This window comes from Chroococcidiopsis sp. [FACHB-1243] (assembly GCF_014696895.1).
GTDB lineage: Bacteria > Cyanobacteriota > Cyanobacteriia > Cyanobacteriales > Chroococcidiopsidaceae > Chroococcidiopsis.
In genome coordinates this window covers 14,140-30,892 of sequence record NZ_JACJQX010000018.1, presented here as the reverse complement: position 1 = coordinate 30,892, position 16,753 = coordinate 14,140, and the positions used below count along the sequence as shown (strand labels likewise).

At 41.6% G+C, this 16,753-nt stretch carries 12 protein-coding genes; all 12 read left to right on the top strand.

Features of this window, described 5'->3' with window-relative positions; all coding sequences use genetic code 11:
- Window positions 1–66 precede the first annotated feature (66 nt).
- Entirely contained in the window at window positions 67–1,203 is a 1,137-nt protein-coding gene (gene glf, locus H6G17_RS14875) for a UDP-galactopyranose mutase (RefSeq protein WP_192158382.1), read from the top strand.
- Between the two features lie 97 nt (window positions 1,204–1,300).
- On the top strand, window positions 1,301–3,175 hold the full coding sequence (locus tag H6G17_RS14870) for a glycosyltransferase (RefSeq protein WP_192158380.1): 1,875 nt from the start codon (window positions 1,301–1,303) through the stop codon (window positions 3,173–3,175).
- Window positions 3,176–3,220: 45 nt separating this feature from the next.
- On the top strand, window positions 3,221–5,050 hold the full coding sequence (locus H6G17_RS14865) for a glycosyltransferase (protein ID WP_192158378.1): 1,830 nt from the start codon (window positions 3,221–3,223) through the stop codon (window positions 5,048–5,050).
- Between the two features lie 24 nt (window positions 5,051–5,074).
- The gene (locus H6G17_RS14860) at window positions 5,075–5,899 is read left to right on the top strand and encodes an ABC transporter permease (RefSeq protein WP_192158523.1); all 825 of its coding nucleotides are present in this window, start codon (window positions 5,075–5,077) and stop codon (window positions 5,897–5,899) included.
- Window positions 5,900–5,913: 14 nt separating this feature from the next.
- Window positions 5,914–7,212 carry an ATP-binding cassette domain-containing protein gene (locus H6G17_RS14855; protein ID WP_192158375.1) on the top strand — a complete coding sequence of 433 codons (1,299 nt, stop codon included), beginning with the start codon at window positions 5,914–5,916 and terminating at the stop codon, window positions 7,210–7,212.
- A gap of 87 nt (window positions 7,213–7,299) precedes the next feature.
- Window positions 7,300–8,277 carry a class I SAM-dependent methyltransferase gene (locus H6G17_RS14850; protein WP_192158373.1) on the top strand — a complete coding sequence of 326 codons (978 nt, stop codon included), beginning with the start codon at window positions 7,300–7,302 and terminating at the stop codon, window positions 8,275–8,277.
- 125 nt (window positions 8,278–8,402) lie between these two features.
- On the top strand, window positions 8,403–9,758 hold the full coding sequence (locus H6G17_RS14845; RefSeq protein ID WP_192158371.1) for a polysaccharide pyruvyl transferase family protein: 1,356 nt from the start codon (window positions 8,403–8,405) through the stop codon (window positions 9,756–9,758).
- Between the two features lie 125 nt (window positions 9,759–9,883).
- On the top strand, window positions 9,884–11,059 hold the full coding sequence (locus H6G17_RS14840) for a GNAT family N-acetyltransferase (RefSeq protein WP_192158369.1): 1,176 nt from the start codon (window positions 9,884–9,886) through the stop codon (window positions 11,057–11,059).
- A 190-nt stretch (window positions 11,060–11,249) separates the two neighbouring features.
- Entirely contained in the window at window positions 11,250–13,472 is a 2,223-nt protein-coding gene (locus H6G17_RS14835) for an anthranilate synthase (protein WP_192158367.1), read from the top strand.
- A 60-nt stretch (window positions 13,473–13,532) separates the two neighbouring features.
- A complete protein-coding gene (trpC, locus tag H6G17_RS14830; RefSeq protein ID WP_192158365.1) occupies window positions 13,533–14,396 on the top strand; it encodes an indole-3-glycerol phosphate synthase TrpC in 864 nt (287 codons plus the stop codon).
- A 97-nt stretch (window positions 14,397–14,493) separates the two neighbouring features.
- Window positions 14,494–15,339: a tryptophan synthase subunit alpha gene (trpA, locus tag H6G17_RS14825; protein WP_192158363.1), complete on the top strand. Its 846-nt coding sequence runs from the start codon at window positions 14,494–14,496 to the stop codon at window positions 15,337–15,339.
- Window positions 15,340–15,390: 51 nt separating this feature from the next.
- The gene (gene trpB, locus H6G17_RS14820; protein ID WP_192158361.1) at window positions 15,391–16,626 is read left to right on the top strand and encodes a tryptophan synthase subunit beta; all 1,236 of its coding nucleotides are present in this window, start codon (window positions 15,391–15,393) and stop codon (window positions 16,624–16,626) included.
- Window positions 16,627–16,753 lie beyond the last annotated feature (127 nt).

Genomic DNA, 16,753 nt, shown 5'->3' with positions numbered 1-16,753 from the left:
AAATATTTGAGATATTTCATATCGAATTCTACAGAAAATGGAAATTAAAAGGAGCTATCGATCGTAATGTTTGATTACCTAATTGTGGGAGCGGGTTTCGCAGGTAGCGTCTTAGCAGAACGACTGGCGAGTCAGTTAGGCAAAAAAATTCTGATAATCGATACGCGATCGCATGTAGGTGGCAATGCTTATGATTGCTTCAATGACGATGGTATTCTGATTCACAAATACGGTCCTCACATTTTCCACACAAACTCTCGGGACGTTTTCGAGTACCTCTCGCAATTTACTCAGTGGCGGTCTTACGAACACCGCGTACTGGCTAGCGTAGACGGTCAATTAGTCCCGATTCCAATTAACCTCGATACGGTAAATCGGCTGTATGGATTGAGTCTCACTTCTTTTGAGCTGGAAAATTTCTTTGCCTCGGTAGCAGAACCCAAAGAATACATTCGCACTTCTGAAGATGTTGTCGTGAATAAGGTCGGTCGAGAACTCTACGAAAAGTTCTTCCGCAACTACACGCGCAAGCAATGGGATATGGATCCATCTGAACTGGATAAGTCGGTGACTTCCCGGGTGGCGACGCGCACGAACCGCGATAATCGGTATTTTACAGATACTTATCAAGCCATGCCACTACACGGCTTTACCCGCATGTTTGAGAAGATGCTATCTCATCCCAATATTAAGGTGATGCTGAACACTGACTACAGAGAAATTCTGGAGGTCATACCGTTTGGCAAGATGATCTATACAGGTCCCATTGACTTGTTTTTCAACTATCGCTACGGCAAGTTACCATACCGTTCTTTGGAATTCAAGCACGAAACTATAAATACGCCCGTGCATCAGCCAGTTGCCGTCGTGAATTACCCTAACGAACACCTGTATACTCGCGTTACAGAGTTCAAGTACCTCACCGGGCAAGAACATCCAAAAACAGGTATCGTTTACGAGTTTCCTCGCGCCCAGGGCGATCCTTACTACCCCGTACCGCGACCGGAAAATGCCGAACTTTACAAAAAATACAAGGCGTTAGCCGATGCGACACCAGAAGTACATTTTGTAGGACGGCTAGCAACTTATAAGTACTACAACATGGATCAAGTAGTGGCTCAAGCGCTGATGGTCTACAAGAAAATCGTAGAAGCTGGCGACGATACGTCGGAAAAAGCGAATCGAGAATTAGCGCGCGTTTAGAACGGCGTGTGAGGGGGGGAATTGGAATTTAAACACTCAATTTTCCCCAGCTTCATAGGAGTTAAAGTCCGCGAATCAAAACTCAGTAGGAGATTCCATGCATATAGTAGGTAGAACAAAACTACCAAAATCGGCAGAAGTTGCTAAATTATATCTACAATGCAACGACAAAGCAGCAATCGACTATAGTGCAGAGACTCCAGAAGTGGTGTTTGCTCTACAAGGGTTAATTTCTACTAATTCATACTTCAATTCTTTATACGAAAAATTTTACACCAAGTACACGACTTTAGATAAACTTTTTTATTTGCTGAACCTAGAGGGAGATTTTCAAATTTCAGTTTATAGAGAAATATCTATTAAAGTTTCTGAAGCAAATTGTCGTCAATTACTATTTCAAGAAAAATTTTTCAACTGCAAGATCGGCAAGGCAACAGAGATTGAGTTACCTGAGCTACAACAAATACAAACTGAGCGAGGTAGAATCTATTTTGAATTAGAATGTTTGAGTCAATCGGGAAAACTTCGAGAAAGCTTTCTCGCGACTCCACAATTACCAGAACGCGAAGTTTCATTAGCAATTGTTGCTTGCACTTTTCAAAAAGAAGCTTTTATTAAACGAACCATCAAAACTATTTTACAGGATAAAGTATTACAAAGTAAATCGGTAGAAATCTTAATTGTAGATAATGCTGGAACTTTGAGTCACTCAGAGTTTAGCGATCGCAAAACGAAATTAATCAGCCAGAGGAATATTGGTGGGAGCGGTGGATTTACGAGAGGAATTGTTGAAGCCTTGAGTAACAATTGCAGTTCCCACATCTTATTATTGGATGATGACATCGAGCTAGAAAGCGAAGCCATTTATCGAGTTATTACCTTAAACGAATATGCCAAACGCGATTTAGTTATAGCTGGTAGTATGCTCGATTTATCTCAGAAGCATCAATTATATGAAGCAGGTGCTTTGTATAATAAAGCACTGCACAATCGAGAGTTTCAAGCATTTAATATAGTCAGATTACATCATCATCTCGACTTGCAAAATGTTAGCAATCTCAATCTGCTAATCGAAGCAGAACCAATAGATTCGGCAGGTTTTTATTTTTTGAGTGTCCCGCGAACAATTTTTGAATCAGTCGGGTTACTCTTACCTTTATTCCTTAAGGTAGATGACACTGAATTTTGTTTGAGAGTTCAAGAGAGGTTTGGCAACGATACGATAATCGCTTTTCCTGGGATTGCGGTGTGGCACGAACCTTTTTTTGCCAAATCTTCAATTTGGAACTATTACTATTACCGGAACGACTCGATCGTTCAAGCCATGCATGGAACTTTAAGGTATGCAGATGCGATCGCACATTTTACGAAAGCTATTGTTTCTAGTTTGTTAGTTTTTGACTATAAAAACGCTCAAATGCTTATTCAAGCTTTTGAAGATTATCTCCAAGGAGCAAAAATTCTTCAGTACGCCGATCCCGAACAGTGGCACAGTCAAATTGTTAAACTCGATCGGAGTTGTCAAACTCAACATATCCAATACCATAACTTACCATCCCACCGCTCCTACGAACAAGGCTCGACGGCTACTTTCATGGAGAAACTTGTCAGTTTATTGACTCTGAACGGTCATTTTCTCCCCAACGTTTTTACACAAGACAAAGATGTATTACTATGGCAAACAGCCGAACATGCAGATCGGCGATCGCGCGCCTTTAGAAAGAAAAGAGTTCTGATTTTTAAAGAAGGAGGTCAATGTTTATACCGAAATGAACTTGACAAATTGAAGGGAATTAAGTTAACAATTCGATGGTTTGCACTGGTGCTTGAAAGTCGAATTAAATGGTCGAGGGTAGCGATTGAGTGGCAGCAGGTAAGTAGAGAATTAACTTCTTTGAAATTCTGGCAACGATATCTCAATTTAGAAAAATCGGGCTTAGAAAAATCTGAGCGCCAGGATTTAGTAGTTTAGAATTCATTTGAGCAAAATCGAAATTTCTAAGTCGATAGAGGATATATGTACTACATAGTCAATCGCATTACCTTTCCAAAAACAGAGGACACTTTCAATCTATATTTTGACGGTAGTATAAGTGTAGATATTGCTAGAGACTGCGAAGCAGGAAAAATTACTCTGGCTCAAAGTGATATTGTTTCGACTAACTCTTATTTTAATTCCTTTTATGAAAGCTATTATGCAAAATACACGACTCTAAATTCTCTCTACTATTTGTTGAGACTCAACGGTGATTTTCAAGTTTCAGTCTATAGAGAAGGGTACGAACGAGAGCGAGAATTACTCGGACAAGAAACATTCAAACAGTGCCAAATAACAGATGGCGTTAAAATTGCCTTGCCTGCTCTCCAGCAAAGTCATACACTTCAAGGCAGAATTTATTTAGAAATTCAGTGCTTGAGCGATCGCGGCATATTTGTAGAGGGAGCGATCGTTACTGAAGAACAACCTTTGAGAAATATTTCGCTGGCAATTATTAGTTGTACTTTTAAAAAAGAAGCATATATCAAAAATACAGTCAAGACGATTTTGCAAGATTCTTTATTGGCGAATAAGTCTTGGCAAATCTTTGTAGTTGATAACGGTCAAACTTTAAGTCAAGATGACTTTAATAATGATAAACTTCACTTGATTCCAAATGAAAATCTGGGAGGAAGTGGTGGTTTCACAAAAGGAATGGTGACAGCTTTACAATCGGAGTGCTACACCCATTTATTATTAATGGACGATGACATATTACTAGATACAGAGGCAATCTATCGCTTATTTAGCATTTACGAATATGCTGAGGCAGATTTTGCTGTTGCTGGTAGTATGCTGGATTTATATAAGAAACATATTTTATATGAAGCTGGAGCTGCCTACGATAAAGATCCGCAAAGCTTCAAATTTTCACCGTTCCGCGTTGCTCCTCTAAAACACAATCTCGAACTGCAAAAAACTGAGTCTCTGAACTTACTTTTATCAGAAGATGATGTAGATTACGGTGGTTTTTGGTTTTTTGCTGTCCCAAGTCAGTTTGTCAAAGAAATCGGATTTCTCCTACCTTTCTTCATTAAGATAGACGACATGGAATTCGGGTTAAGAATAAAAAGGCACTTGAGTAAGCAGATCGTAGCATTTCCATCTATTGCTGTTTGGCACGAACCATTTTATAGCAAAGTTATCGTCTGGGATGGTTACTACTACACTCGCAATAATCTCATCGCTCGAACTATTTATGGAACCATAAATTACACAAATACGCTATTTAAATTTACTAAAGATTTCATTTACTCTCTGTTGGTATTTGAATACAATTATGCCGAGATGATAGTTAGAGGTTTTGAAGATTATCTGCAAGGACCAAATCTTCTCAAAAAGAACTCTCCCGAAAAATTACACCGAGAAATAGTTCAGTTGAGTAAGAGTTACAAGACTCAAACTTTACAGCCAAACTATTGTCTAGATACTCAGCTTAGTCCGCCTAGAACGAAAGCTAAAGTTTGGCAAAAATTCTTGAGTTTATTGACTATTAACGGTCATTTACTCCCAAATTTTATTCATAGCGATGGCGAAGTCATGCTTTGGCAGAATAGCGCTCATGCTGGAACGCTCAGTCGTGTTTTTAGGAAAAATAAAGTTACCATTTACCGAGAAGAAAATAGTTGTTTATTGCAAAACGAATTAGATAAGTCAATTGGAATTAACTTAATCAAACGCTGGCTAAAGATTCTCATTACAAGTACTAGAAAATGGTCGGTAATTAATCGAGAATGGAAATCTGCTGCACCTGAATTGACTTCCACTAGTTTTTGGCAACACTATCTCAAGCTTAAAGAATCAAACTAGGAAACTAAGAGCAACAGTATGCAGATGAAACCTCAAGAACTAACAATTAAAGCAGGACGCACGGAGGCATTATATTGGCAAGATTTGTGGCGTTATCGCGAGCTATTTTATTTCTTAGCATGGCGAGATATTTTAGTCCGTTATAAACAAACAGCGATTGGCATTACTTGGGCGTTAATTCGACCATTCTTAGCAATGTTAATCTCTACATTTGTTTTTGGCAACTTAGCAAAGTTACCCTCTGGCGGCGTACCATATCCACTTCTTGTATTTGCTGCTATGTTACCTTGGCAGTTTTTTGCTAACTCTTTGTCAGAGTCGAGTCTGAGTTTAATTAATAATGCGAATTTAGTTTCTAAAATTTATTTTCCTCGCGCGATCGTTCCGGCAAGTTCAGTAATTGTGAGTTTCGTGGATTTATTAATTTCTGGTATGCTGCTGTTAGCGTTAATGATTTGGTACAATTTTGTCCCAGATTGGCGGATCTTAACACTACCACTTTTTACGGCGATCGCGATCGCCGCTGCAATTGGTGGTGGATTGTGGTTAGCAGCGTTAAACGTGAGATACCGAGATTTTCGGCACATCGTACCGTTTATCGTTCAGTTTGGTTTCTATATTTCGCCAGTCGCTTACAGTAGTAGTATTATCCCGCAAAAATGGCGCTTGCTCTACTCGTTAAATCCAATGGTAGGGGTGATTGATGGCTTTCGTTGGGCAACGTTAAGCGGCACATCAACTATTTACTTACCTGGATTTATTCTATCTACAATATTAGTTGCCGTACTTTTAGCCAGCGGCATTTGGTACTTTCGGAAAACCGAACGTACTTTCGCAGATGTTATTTAGTGGGGATTGAGAGCGTGTCTAATGTTGTATTACGGGTAGAAGATTTAGGCAAAAAATATCTCATCAGCCATCAGCAGCCCAACTCAACTTTACGGGATGCGATCGCTAGTACTGCCAAATCTATCAAACATAAATTTTTAGCAAAATCTACAGCTAATAGTTTAGACAAAGAAGAATTTTGGGCTTTAAAAAGTGTTTCTTTTGAAGTGAAACAAGGCGACGTTTTAGGAATTGTCGGTCGTAATGGTGCGGGAAAGTCTACATTGCTGAAGCTGTTGAGTCGCATTACCGAACCTACAAAAGGAGAGATTTGGATTCAAGGTAGAGTCGCGAGTCTTTTGGAAGTAGGAACGGGATTTCATCATGAACTTACAGGTCGAGAAAATATTTTCCTCAACGGCTCTATTTTAGGTATGAGTCGAGTTGAAATTAAACAGAAATTTGATGAAATTGTCTCTTTTGCTGAAGTCGAGAAGTTTTTAGATACTCCAGTTAAATACTATTCTTCTGGGATGTACGTGCGGCTAGCTTTTGCGGTTGCGGCTCATTTAGAACCAGAGATTTTAATTGTAGACGAAGTACTTGCAGTCGGTGACGTACAGTTTCAAAAAAAATGCTTGGGTAAAATGGGAGATGTTGCTAGAGAAGGACGGACAATTTTATTCGTCAGCCACAGCATGAGTACGGTGGAATCTCTCTGCAATCGAGGTGTTTTACTTGAATCTGGTATTGTCAGTTTGAATGCTAGTTCTGAAGAAGTTGTCAGAGCTTATTTAGAAAAAGCTTATGGAACAGCTAAAGAACTCCCCTTAAGTCAAAGAACAGATAGAAGTGGTTCGGGAAGAATTAGAATTTCTAGTTTTAAACTTTTAAACGAACAAGGCGAAGAAGAACCAGCATTACAATCAGGAAAAAACTATGATTTTGCAATTGGCTATTCAAATAATACGGGAGAGCCTTTGAAGAGCGTCGTTGTTTGTGTAGATTTGATTGACGAGCGCGGCGTTAGAGTTATTTTATTAAAAAGTACTTTTACAAATCATAACCTCACACTTAATTCCGACCGAGGTTATATTTTATGTCGCGTCAAGAATTTTCCTTTAGTTCAAGGTATGTATCGGGTAACATTACATCTAGCTCATGCCGATAGAGAAGTACTCGATCGCATAGAGGATGCTGCAAATGTTAGCGTGGATGGAGGTGATTTCTTTGGTACGGGTAATCCTGGTATTCCCAACCTCTGCAAGTTTTTAGTTAATGCTGATTGGTCTACAACTTCGGCTAATACAAACTCTTATACGCAATCCATTTGATGAGAAAGGAAATAGGAGAACATCCATAAATTGATTTGCTTCCCACCTTAATCTGTTTAGAAAAATCATCTAGTTAGGAAAATAAATATGGCTGTAGAATCTGTAACGAAAGATCTGTACTCGCTCGAACACTTATCTCATAGATTTCAAGTTACGCCGGAGCGCATTGCTCGAATTGCTACAGACAGAAACTTAAGGCAACATCAAATAAGCGGACAATCGTATTTACAAAAAAGTGAAGTTCAGCAGCTAATTGAAGAATTATTTCCAGATACTAATTATGAAAGACGCGGCTACGAAATTCCAGAGTACTTACAAAATAGTCCTGATGCATGGGCAAAAACTCTAGTTAAAATGTATCGGGAAAAATTTACTTATCCTGCTTCTGTTTCGCCATCGCAAGGAGAGTTTTTAAAATCTCTTACGGGCAATATTGCCCCCAAAAATGTGGTAGAAATTGGTTGTTTTACGGGAATTTCTACAATTTGGCTAGCTGCTGGTTTAGAGCAAGCTGGAGGTGCAGGAAATATTAATTCAATCGATCTCTTCGAGGATATCATACCCGCTCCTCCCTATCATCGTGCCTACTTACCTAATCCACTAGAATACGCTCAAAATTCTGTAGCAAATGCTAAACTAGCACACCGAGTTAAGTTTCATAAATCGAACTCCGTAGCCGTAGGAGAAAGAATTCATGAAATTCTCACCGAGCCTATAGATTTTATCTACATTGACGGAGATCATACCAAAGAAGGGTGCGAACAAGATTTTCTACTTTTTTACCCTCATATAGCGGTTGGTGGATATATCGTGTTGCATGATATTTATCCAGAATATTGCAACTGGGAAGGACCTCGATATGTTATTGATAAATACATTAAAACTTCTCCTCATTTTGAGTTAATGGAAGTTAAGACTAGTCCTTATAATTTCGGGATGGCGGTGATTCGTAAATTGAGTCATGACAAAAGTTTTGAATTACGTACCAAACTAAAAAATACAGCTTTGTGGCGAGGGATTAAAGATAAACCATTAGGGAAGTTTATTAAAAATAGTATCTTCTAAAAGTTTCATTATCGAATCGGTGTATCAGGAGTCAGAAGTCGCGTAGGATTGCTATACAACTGACTCCTGACTTCTATTTAATCGCTCCTCTGTAACCCCCAAAAAACTTGGAGGAACTATCTTTTATGAAAAACAAGAAAAAGATTTATCTGAGAGGTGCTTATAATTTATATAATTTTGGCGACGATCTCTTACTCATCTCAACTTTAAATTTTTTCAGCAAGCATCTGAAACTATCTAGAGAAAATGTAGAATTATATGCCTCAAAAAACTTTGAATCATTATTGCAACTTAAATTTGATAGCGATTTAGAGTTAAAGCATTCGGTAGAGTGGTCGGATATGATTTACCGGATTAACTTAAAACTAGAAAAATTGCGAATACCGATTAAATTTCCCTTAGTCGTACACCAACTCCTCGGACATGTTTTGAGAGGAGAATGGTTAGAACAATCGCGTTTTTTAAGCTTTTGTCAATTAGTGGCGATCGCCATTATTATTTTTACAGATATCATTTTATATAAGTTATTTCAAAAAGCTCTGTTTACCAAAGAATATATTACTTTTTTAAAGCAACTAGATGTCATTCACTACATAGGCGGAGGATATCTCAACGAACGTTGGTTAGAGGTGATTATTTACGAATACATAACTATTAGCTTAGCACGCAGTTTCAATCCCAAAATAAAAGTTATTGGGACGGGATTAGGATTGGGACCTTTTAAAAGTAGAGCTAGTCTCGTAATTTTTAAGCTTTTCGCTAGAAAATTTAGTTATTTATTTGTCAGAGAGATATCATCTTTATCGATAGTTAAAAATTTAAAAATTGACGTAAATACTAAAGTTTTAGGCGACGATGTTATTTTGCTTTTACCTGCACTCACTCGGCTAAAATTAGAGCAATGCAATTACAATCGTAGTTCAAATTCTCTTACAGCTATTAATCTGAAATCTTTTTCAGACTATAACTACAATTTAATTAAACTCAGTTTAGAAAACTATCTCAAACAGGTGTTAGACGAGCGAAGTTCTCAACCAGAATACTTTTGTTTTGGTAGAGAACCGGGTCCAGACGATCGCAATTTACTCGAAATCCTCGATCGCTATTATCGAGATAGTTTAGTCATTCGCGATCCTTATGAAGAGGGATGGCGCAGTTTTTTAAGTCGCTTGGCTGGCGCTCGTGTAGGAATCGGTTGTGCTTACCACTTTAATATAATCCTCGCTCTGTTTAATATTCCTACTGTGGGAATTTACTCTGGAAGTTATTACAAACAAAAAATAGTAGGAGTTATGCAACTCCTGAGCCAAGATACGTTAGTATTATCGCTCGATGAGTTGGGATTGGAAAAAGATTTAGCCGAAGTTGTCAATGTAGCGATTAACGCTCATACATCAGGAGAAAGTCAATTAGAGCAGATGTATACAGCAATGAAACAAGAATATGTAAATGCTTATATAGCAATTCTAGATGAATTGTGAAATCGATTGTCAGTGTAGAGACGTTACATGCAACGTCTCTACACTGGAAACTGTTATGAGGCAAAATTTAATGCAGCTCCCATCTGTAGTATAATTGTAGTCTGCTGCGAACTAGTAACAAACCCATGATCCATGAATTCACCTACCGTAAGCTGGCAGATGAGACAGAGAAGCGGCAACTGGGGCAGATTATCGAACAATGTTTTATCGGCTCTCCCAGCGATACTGAGTCATACATTAACGGTATTGGGGTAGAAAATTTTCGCGTTATCCGGCAAGCAAAAGAAGTTGTAGGAGGTTTGGGGCTGCTGCCGATGGGACAGTGGTATGGTGGTATCTGCGTACCGATGACAGGCATTGCAGCCGTGGGAATTGCACCAGAATATCGGGGTTCGGGGGCAGCGATCGCTCTGATGCAAAATGTAGTACGGGAACTGCATTCGAGTGGAATACCGCTCTCGGTACTTTATCCAGCCATGCAACACTTGTACAGAAAAGCTGGTTACGAACAAGGTGGAAGTCATTGCGGCTGGGAAATTCCGACTCAGAGTATTCAGGTAAAAGAGCAGCTGCTACCTGCTATACCTGTGGAAGTAGATAATTTTGAATGGCAAAAGCTATATCAGCAGCAGGCAAAGTTAAACAACGGTAATCTCGCACGTCACCAGTCGATTTGGCAAAGACTGATTCAGTCAGATGCAAAAGAAACCGTTTATGCTTATTTACTAGGTTCCTCAGATCGACCCCAAGGCTACATTATTTTTCGTCAACGCAGAGGAGAAAATAAGTCCTATTTGGTGGTGAAAGATTGGGCTATTCTTACCACAGCCGCAGCGAAAAGTTTTTGGGCTTTTCTTGCCAAACATCGTTCGCAAATTGATAAGGTACAATGGCGGGGTTCATTAGTTGAATCCTTGAGTTTGTTGCTACCAGAGCAAACTCTCGAACCTGAGTTTGTTCAGCGTTGGCTACTACGAATTGTCAGTGTAGAAAAGGCTTTATCTACACGGGGTTATCCCTCTGGTGTCGAATCAGAGTTGCATTTAGAAGTCCAAGACGATCTGTTAGAAGCAAATCGGGGCAGGTTTATTTTGTCTGTAGCAAACGGACGGGGTGAGGTAACAAGAGGTGGTAGAGGTGAAATGCAGTTAGATGTGCGCGGTTTAGCACCGTTGTATACAAACTTATTCACTCCCCAGCAACTACAGCAAATGGGATATCTCCAGGCTACGGAGATGGCGATCGCCACAGCAACCGCTCTATTTACCAACTCATCGCCCTGGATGCCCGATTTCTTCTAATGAAAGTCCTGTTTTAGCAAGATCGAAAAAAATCGCAAGCCTATCGAAACAATTCTCATAGTAAGGCTTGCTGGATTTTTATAAGCTTTTCTCTAGCGGACAAAATAAAAGTCAAATATTCAGTTATCGATTATCCGTAACTAATTACCAGTTAATTCTGACTTACGACTTACGACTTACGACTTACCACATGATACCCGATTCCCATTGCTATACAACCGAAGGCGGTATTCGCGTTTCTTACTCTACCACCGAGATTCCGGTCGATTCTGCGATCGCAGAGGTATTATTGCAACTCAATTCTCAGCGGGGAGGGGTATTGACGAGTAGCTATGAGTATCCTGGGCGTTACAAGCGATGGGCAATTGGCTTTGTCAATCCACCCTTAGAACTTGCTACCCGCGAGAATGCTTTTACTCTGACGGCGCATAACGATCGCGGTGCGGTTCTATTGCCATATTTGGCAGCGCGTTTATCTGAAGACGCACAATTAGAAACAGTCCAGCTAGAAAACAATTGTATTGTTGGCACGGTTAAATTAGCCGAAAGAATATATTCCGAGGAAGAACGCAGCAGGCAACCATCTGTTTTCACCGTAATTCGTCAGTTGTTACATACTTTCCACAGTAGCGAAGACGATCGCTTAGGCTTGTATGGTGCATTCGGCTACGATTTGGTATTTCAGTTTGAGTCAATGCCAAAGTTGCATTCTCGTCCTGCAGATCAACGAGACTTAGTATTATATTTGCCGGATGAACTCGTCGTTGTCGATCGCTATCAACAAAAGGCATTTTGCTATCAGTATGAGTTTGAGATAGATAACAGCAGCACCAGAGGTTTACCGCGTACAGGTGAATCTATGAACTACAAGGGTCAACATCTAACTCCAACCCAAGATTGCGATCGCGCCCCCGGTGAATATGCTCAACTGGTACGAGAAGCACTAGGATACTTTCAAAGAGGCGATCTATTTGAAGTTGTCCCCAGCCAAACTTTTTTTGCTGCTTGCGAAGCATCTCCGGCTCAATTATTTCAGACATTACAGCAAGTCAATCCCAGTCCCTACGGGTTTATTTTTAACTTAGGTAACGAATATTTAATTGGTTCCTCTCCAGAAATGTTCGTGCGGGTGGAAGGTAAGCATATTGAAACCTGCCCGATTAGCGGCACGATCGAGCGCGGACAGGATGCGATCGAAGATGCGGAACAAATTCGTCAGTTGCTCAACTCCCGCAAAGATGAAGCCGAACTCACGATGTGTACTGATGTCGATCGCAACGATAAATCGCGGATTTGCGAACCCGGATCGGTACAAGTGATCGGTCGCCGCCAGATCGAATTGTACAGTCATCTAATTCATACAGTCGATCATGTAGAAGGACAACTGCGACCTGAATTTGATGCCTTAGATGCCTTTTTAACGCACACTTGGGCAGTAACGGTGACAGGCGCACCCAAGCGCGCTGCAATGCAGTTTATCGAACGGCACGAACCCAGTTCTCGGCGTTGGTATGGCGGTGCAGTTGGCTGGTTAAACTTCAACGGCAACTTAAATACAGGATTAATTTTACGCACGATTAGATTGCAAGATGCGATCGCCGAAGTCAGAGTTGGCGCTACCGTCTTGTATGACTCAATTCCAGAGGCAGAAGCGCAAGAAACTATTACGAAAGCTGCTGCCATGTTTGAAACCATCAATCGCGCTCATCGAATTAGCGACGATTTGTCAAGTGAAATAAAGGAATTAATAAGCGATCGCCCTCAACAGCGTCCATACGTGCTGCTCATTGACTACGAAGACTCCTTCGTTCACACCCTCGCCAACTACATTCGTCAAACTGGGGCGATCGTCAAAACGCTACGCCACGGCTTTAGCGAAACAGTTTTCGACACCGAGCGTCCAGATTTGGTAGTTTTTTCACCTGGACCTGGTAGACCCAAGGATTTTCGCGTTCCAGACACAGTTTTAGCCTGCATCAATCGACAAATTCCGATCTTTGGCGTTTGTTTGGGGCTACAAGGAATTGTCGAAGCTTTTGGCGGAGAACTAGGAGTACTGAATTATCCTCAACACGGTAAAGTTTCTCGCGTTTTTGTCACAGACTCAGATTCTCATCTATTTGAGGACTTGCCTACATCATTTGAAGTCGGTAGATACCATTCATTATTTGCGCTACCAAAACTCTTACCCCCAGATTTAAAAGTTACAGCAATTTCTCATGATGATGTAATTATGGGCATCGAGCATCGAGAAATGCCAATTGCCGCAGTTCAGTTTCACCCCGAATCAATCATGACCCTAAACGGCGACATCGGCTTAAAAATTGTCAAAAATATTGTTGGCAACTATGCCAATCTTCAAGCATCAAAATCTGTCTCTCCCTTATTTCCTCACTCACCACTGTGCAGCTAATGGGGCGCGAGGACACCTCGCCGCCCGCTGCTTCACCACTCACCACACACCACTTTCTTAATGGCTACTATCGAAATCAATCATCAGGTTGCATCTAACAGTAAATCGCGTCATATTTTGGCTGAAATTGTGTGGCATAAACAGCAAGAAGTCGTCCAACTGCAAGCAGATATGCCACTAGCTGAGTTGCAAAAACAGGTCAGCGATACACCGTGGGCAGAAGACTTTTTGATGGCGATCGAGCAAAGCGATCGCCAACCAAGTTTAATTGCCGAAGTCAAAAAAGCATCGCCAAGTAAAGGCATTATTTGTACTGATTTCGATCCGGTAAAAATTGCCCAAGCATACGAACGAAGTGGTACGACTTGTATTTCAGTCTTGACCGATCGCCAATTCTTTCAAGGTAGTTTTGACAATCTGCGGAAAATTCGACAGAGCGTGTCACTACCGCTATTATGCAAAGAGTTCGTTATCGATCCGTATCAAATTTATCTAGCGCGAGCTGCTGGAGCAGATGCAGTATTGCTAATTGCAGCCATTTTATCAGACCACACTTTGCAAGAATTTTTAAAAATTGCTCATGAATTAGGCATGACTGCTTTAGTTGAAGTACACACACTTGACGAACTCGATCGCGTACTAGCACTATCCGATGTGCGCCTGATTGGAATTAATAATCGTAATCTAGAAAACTTTCACGTCGATTTGGAAACAACACGGCTACTAATGGCACAGCGTCGGCAACAAATTAGCGATTTGGGCATTACCGTTGTCAGCGAGTCTGGCTTACATACAGCTGAAGATTTATCCCTGGTTGCCAACGCTGGCGTTCGTGCAGTTCTAGTCGGAGAGTCACTCGTTAAACAACCCGATGTAGAACAAGCTGTATGTAGTTTGTTGAATACTAAAACTGGTAGTTGGTAATTGGTAGTTGGCAGTTGTTAGTTGTCGGTTGTTAAAGATTAGTTCTCATTGCTAACCCTTAGCTTACTCATTACCTATTACCCATTAGTTATTACCCATGACCAAAATAATTTCAGATCGCTTCCAATCTTTACGCAGCCGCCAAGAGTGCGCTTTGATTCCTTTTATTACAGCTGGCGATCCTTACTTAGAAACGACGGCTGAAGCCTTATACACTCTCGATCGCAATGGTGCGGATTTTGTCGAGTTGGGCGTTCCCTATGCCGATCCACTGGCTGATGGACCTGTGATTCAGGCAGCGGCGACCCGTGCGTTGCAAAGAGGTACGCGCTTAGAGCAGGTGCTAGAAATGGTAGCAACTGTCAGCCCTAACCTCAAAGCACCGTTGATTTTATTTACCTACTACAATCCGATTTTAAACCGAGGCGTTCGTGCCTTTTGCCAACAAATTGCCAGCGCTGGGGTGCGGGGGTTAGTCGTGCCGGATTTACCTCTAGAAGAAGCGACAGAGTTAATTCAAGCTGCGGCTGATTCTGGCATTGAGACCACCTTACTCGTAGCGCCTACCAGCTCTCCCGAAAGGATAGCCGCGATCTCTCGTCAATCGCAAGGTTTTATCTACCTGGTCAGCGTTACGGGTGTAACGGGGGTGCGATCGCACTTACAAGAACGGGTAAAAACTTTGTTAACAGACATGCGCCGCATTACCGATAAACCGATTGGTGTTGGTTTTGGGATTTCTGGAACCGAACAAGCACGTCAGGTCAAAGATTGGGGCGCAGATGCGGCGATCGTCGGTAGTGCCTTTGTCAAACATTTAGCAGCCGCAAACTCAACTGAAGGATTGCAGGCGATCGCTCAATTGTGTCGAGAACTAAAATCAGCAATTTCTGTGAGGAGTGAGGAGCAAGGAGTGAGGAGCGAGGGGTTAGTTATGAGTTGATTCCGAATACCCAATTTACAACTTACCAATTACCCATTACCAATAAAAACCGTGGTTAGCATCAGAGAAACTAATAATCTTTCACAAGTACAACCCGATTCCTTGGGTCGGTTTGGGCGCTTTGGTGGGAAGTACGTGCCGGAGACGTTAATGCCTGCATTAACCGAACTCGAAGCAGCCTACGCGCAATATCGCGTCGATCCCAGCTTTCAGGCTGAGTTGCAACAATTACTGCATGACTATGTTGGCAGACCTAGCCCTTTGTATTTTGCCGAGCGTTTGACCCAACACTACCTACGACCTGATGGCACGGGAGCGCAGATCTATTTAAAGCGAGAAGACTTAAACCATACAGGCGCTCATAAAATTAATAATGCTCTCGCTCAAGTTTTATTAGCAAAACGGATGGGCAAGCAAAGAATTATTGCCGAGACGGGAGCGGGTCAGCATGGGGTCGCAACTGCTACTGTCTGCGCTCGCTTTGGGTTGCAGTGCATCGTCTACATGGGCATTCACGACATGGAACGGCAAGCCCTAAATGTATTTCGGATGCGGCTGATGGGGACGGAGGTGCGCCCAGTAGAGGCAGGTACGGGAACGTTAAAAGATGCAACTTCGGAGGCAATTCGAGATTGGGTCACAAACGTAGAATCAACTCATTATATTTTAGGTTCCGTTGCTGGACCTCATCCCTATCCAATGATGGTACGAGACTTTCATGCTGTTATTGGTACGGAAACTCGCGCCCAATGTCAGCAAAAATGGGGCGGGTTGCCAGATATTCTCTTAGCCTGCGTCGGAGGAGGTTCTAACGCAATTGGAATGTTCTACGAATTTGTCAACGAACCAACAGTGCGATTAATTGGAGTTGAAGCCGCAGGGGAAGGAGTCAGCACGGAAAAACACGCAGCAACCCTCACGCAAGGACGAGTCGGCGTGTTGCACGGTGCAATGAGTTACTTACTTCAAGACGAAGACGGTCAAGTTATAGAAGCACATTCAATTAGTGCTGGATTAGACTATCCAGGAGTGGGTCCCGAACACAGTTATTTAAAGGATATTGGACGCAGCGAATATTACAGCGTCACGGATGCCCAAGCATTAGATGCATTCAAGAATTTGGCTCAACTAGAGGGGATTATTCCAGCTCTAGAAACTGCCCACGCGATCGCCTATTTAGATATTCTCTGTCCGCAACTAAGTGGCAGTCCGCGTATTGTCATCAACTGCTCTGGACGTGGCGATAAGGACGTACAAACTGTCGTGAAGTTAGGGATTGGGAGTTAGAAGAGAGCTGAGGGAACTGAGGGAGCTGAGGAGATAAAATAACTAACTGGTCACTGGTCAGGAGTCACTGGTCACTGTCACCCCACACCCTACACCCTACACCCGCATCAACACGCACCACTACCAA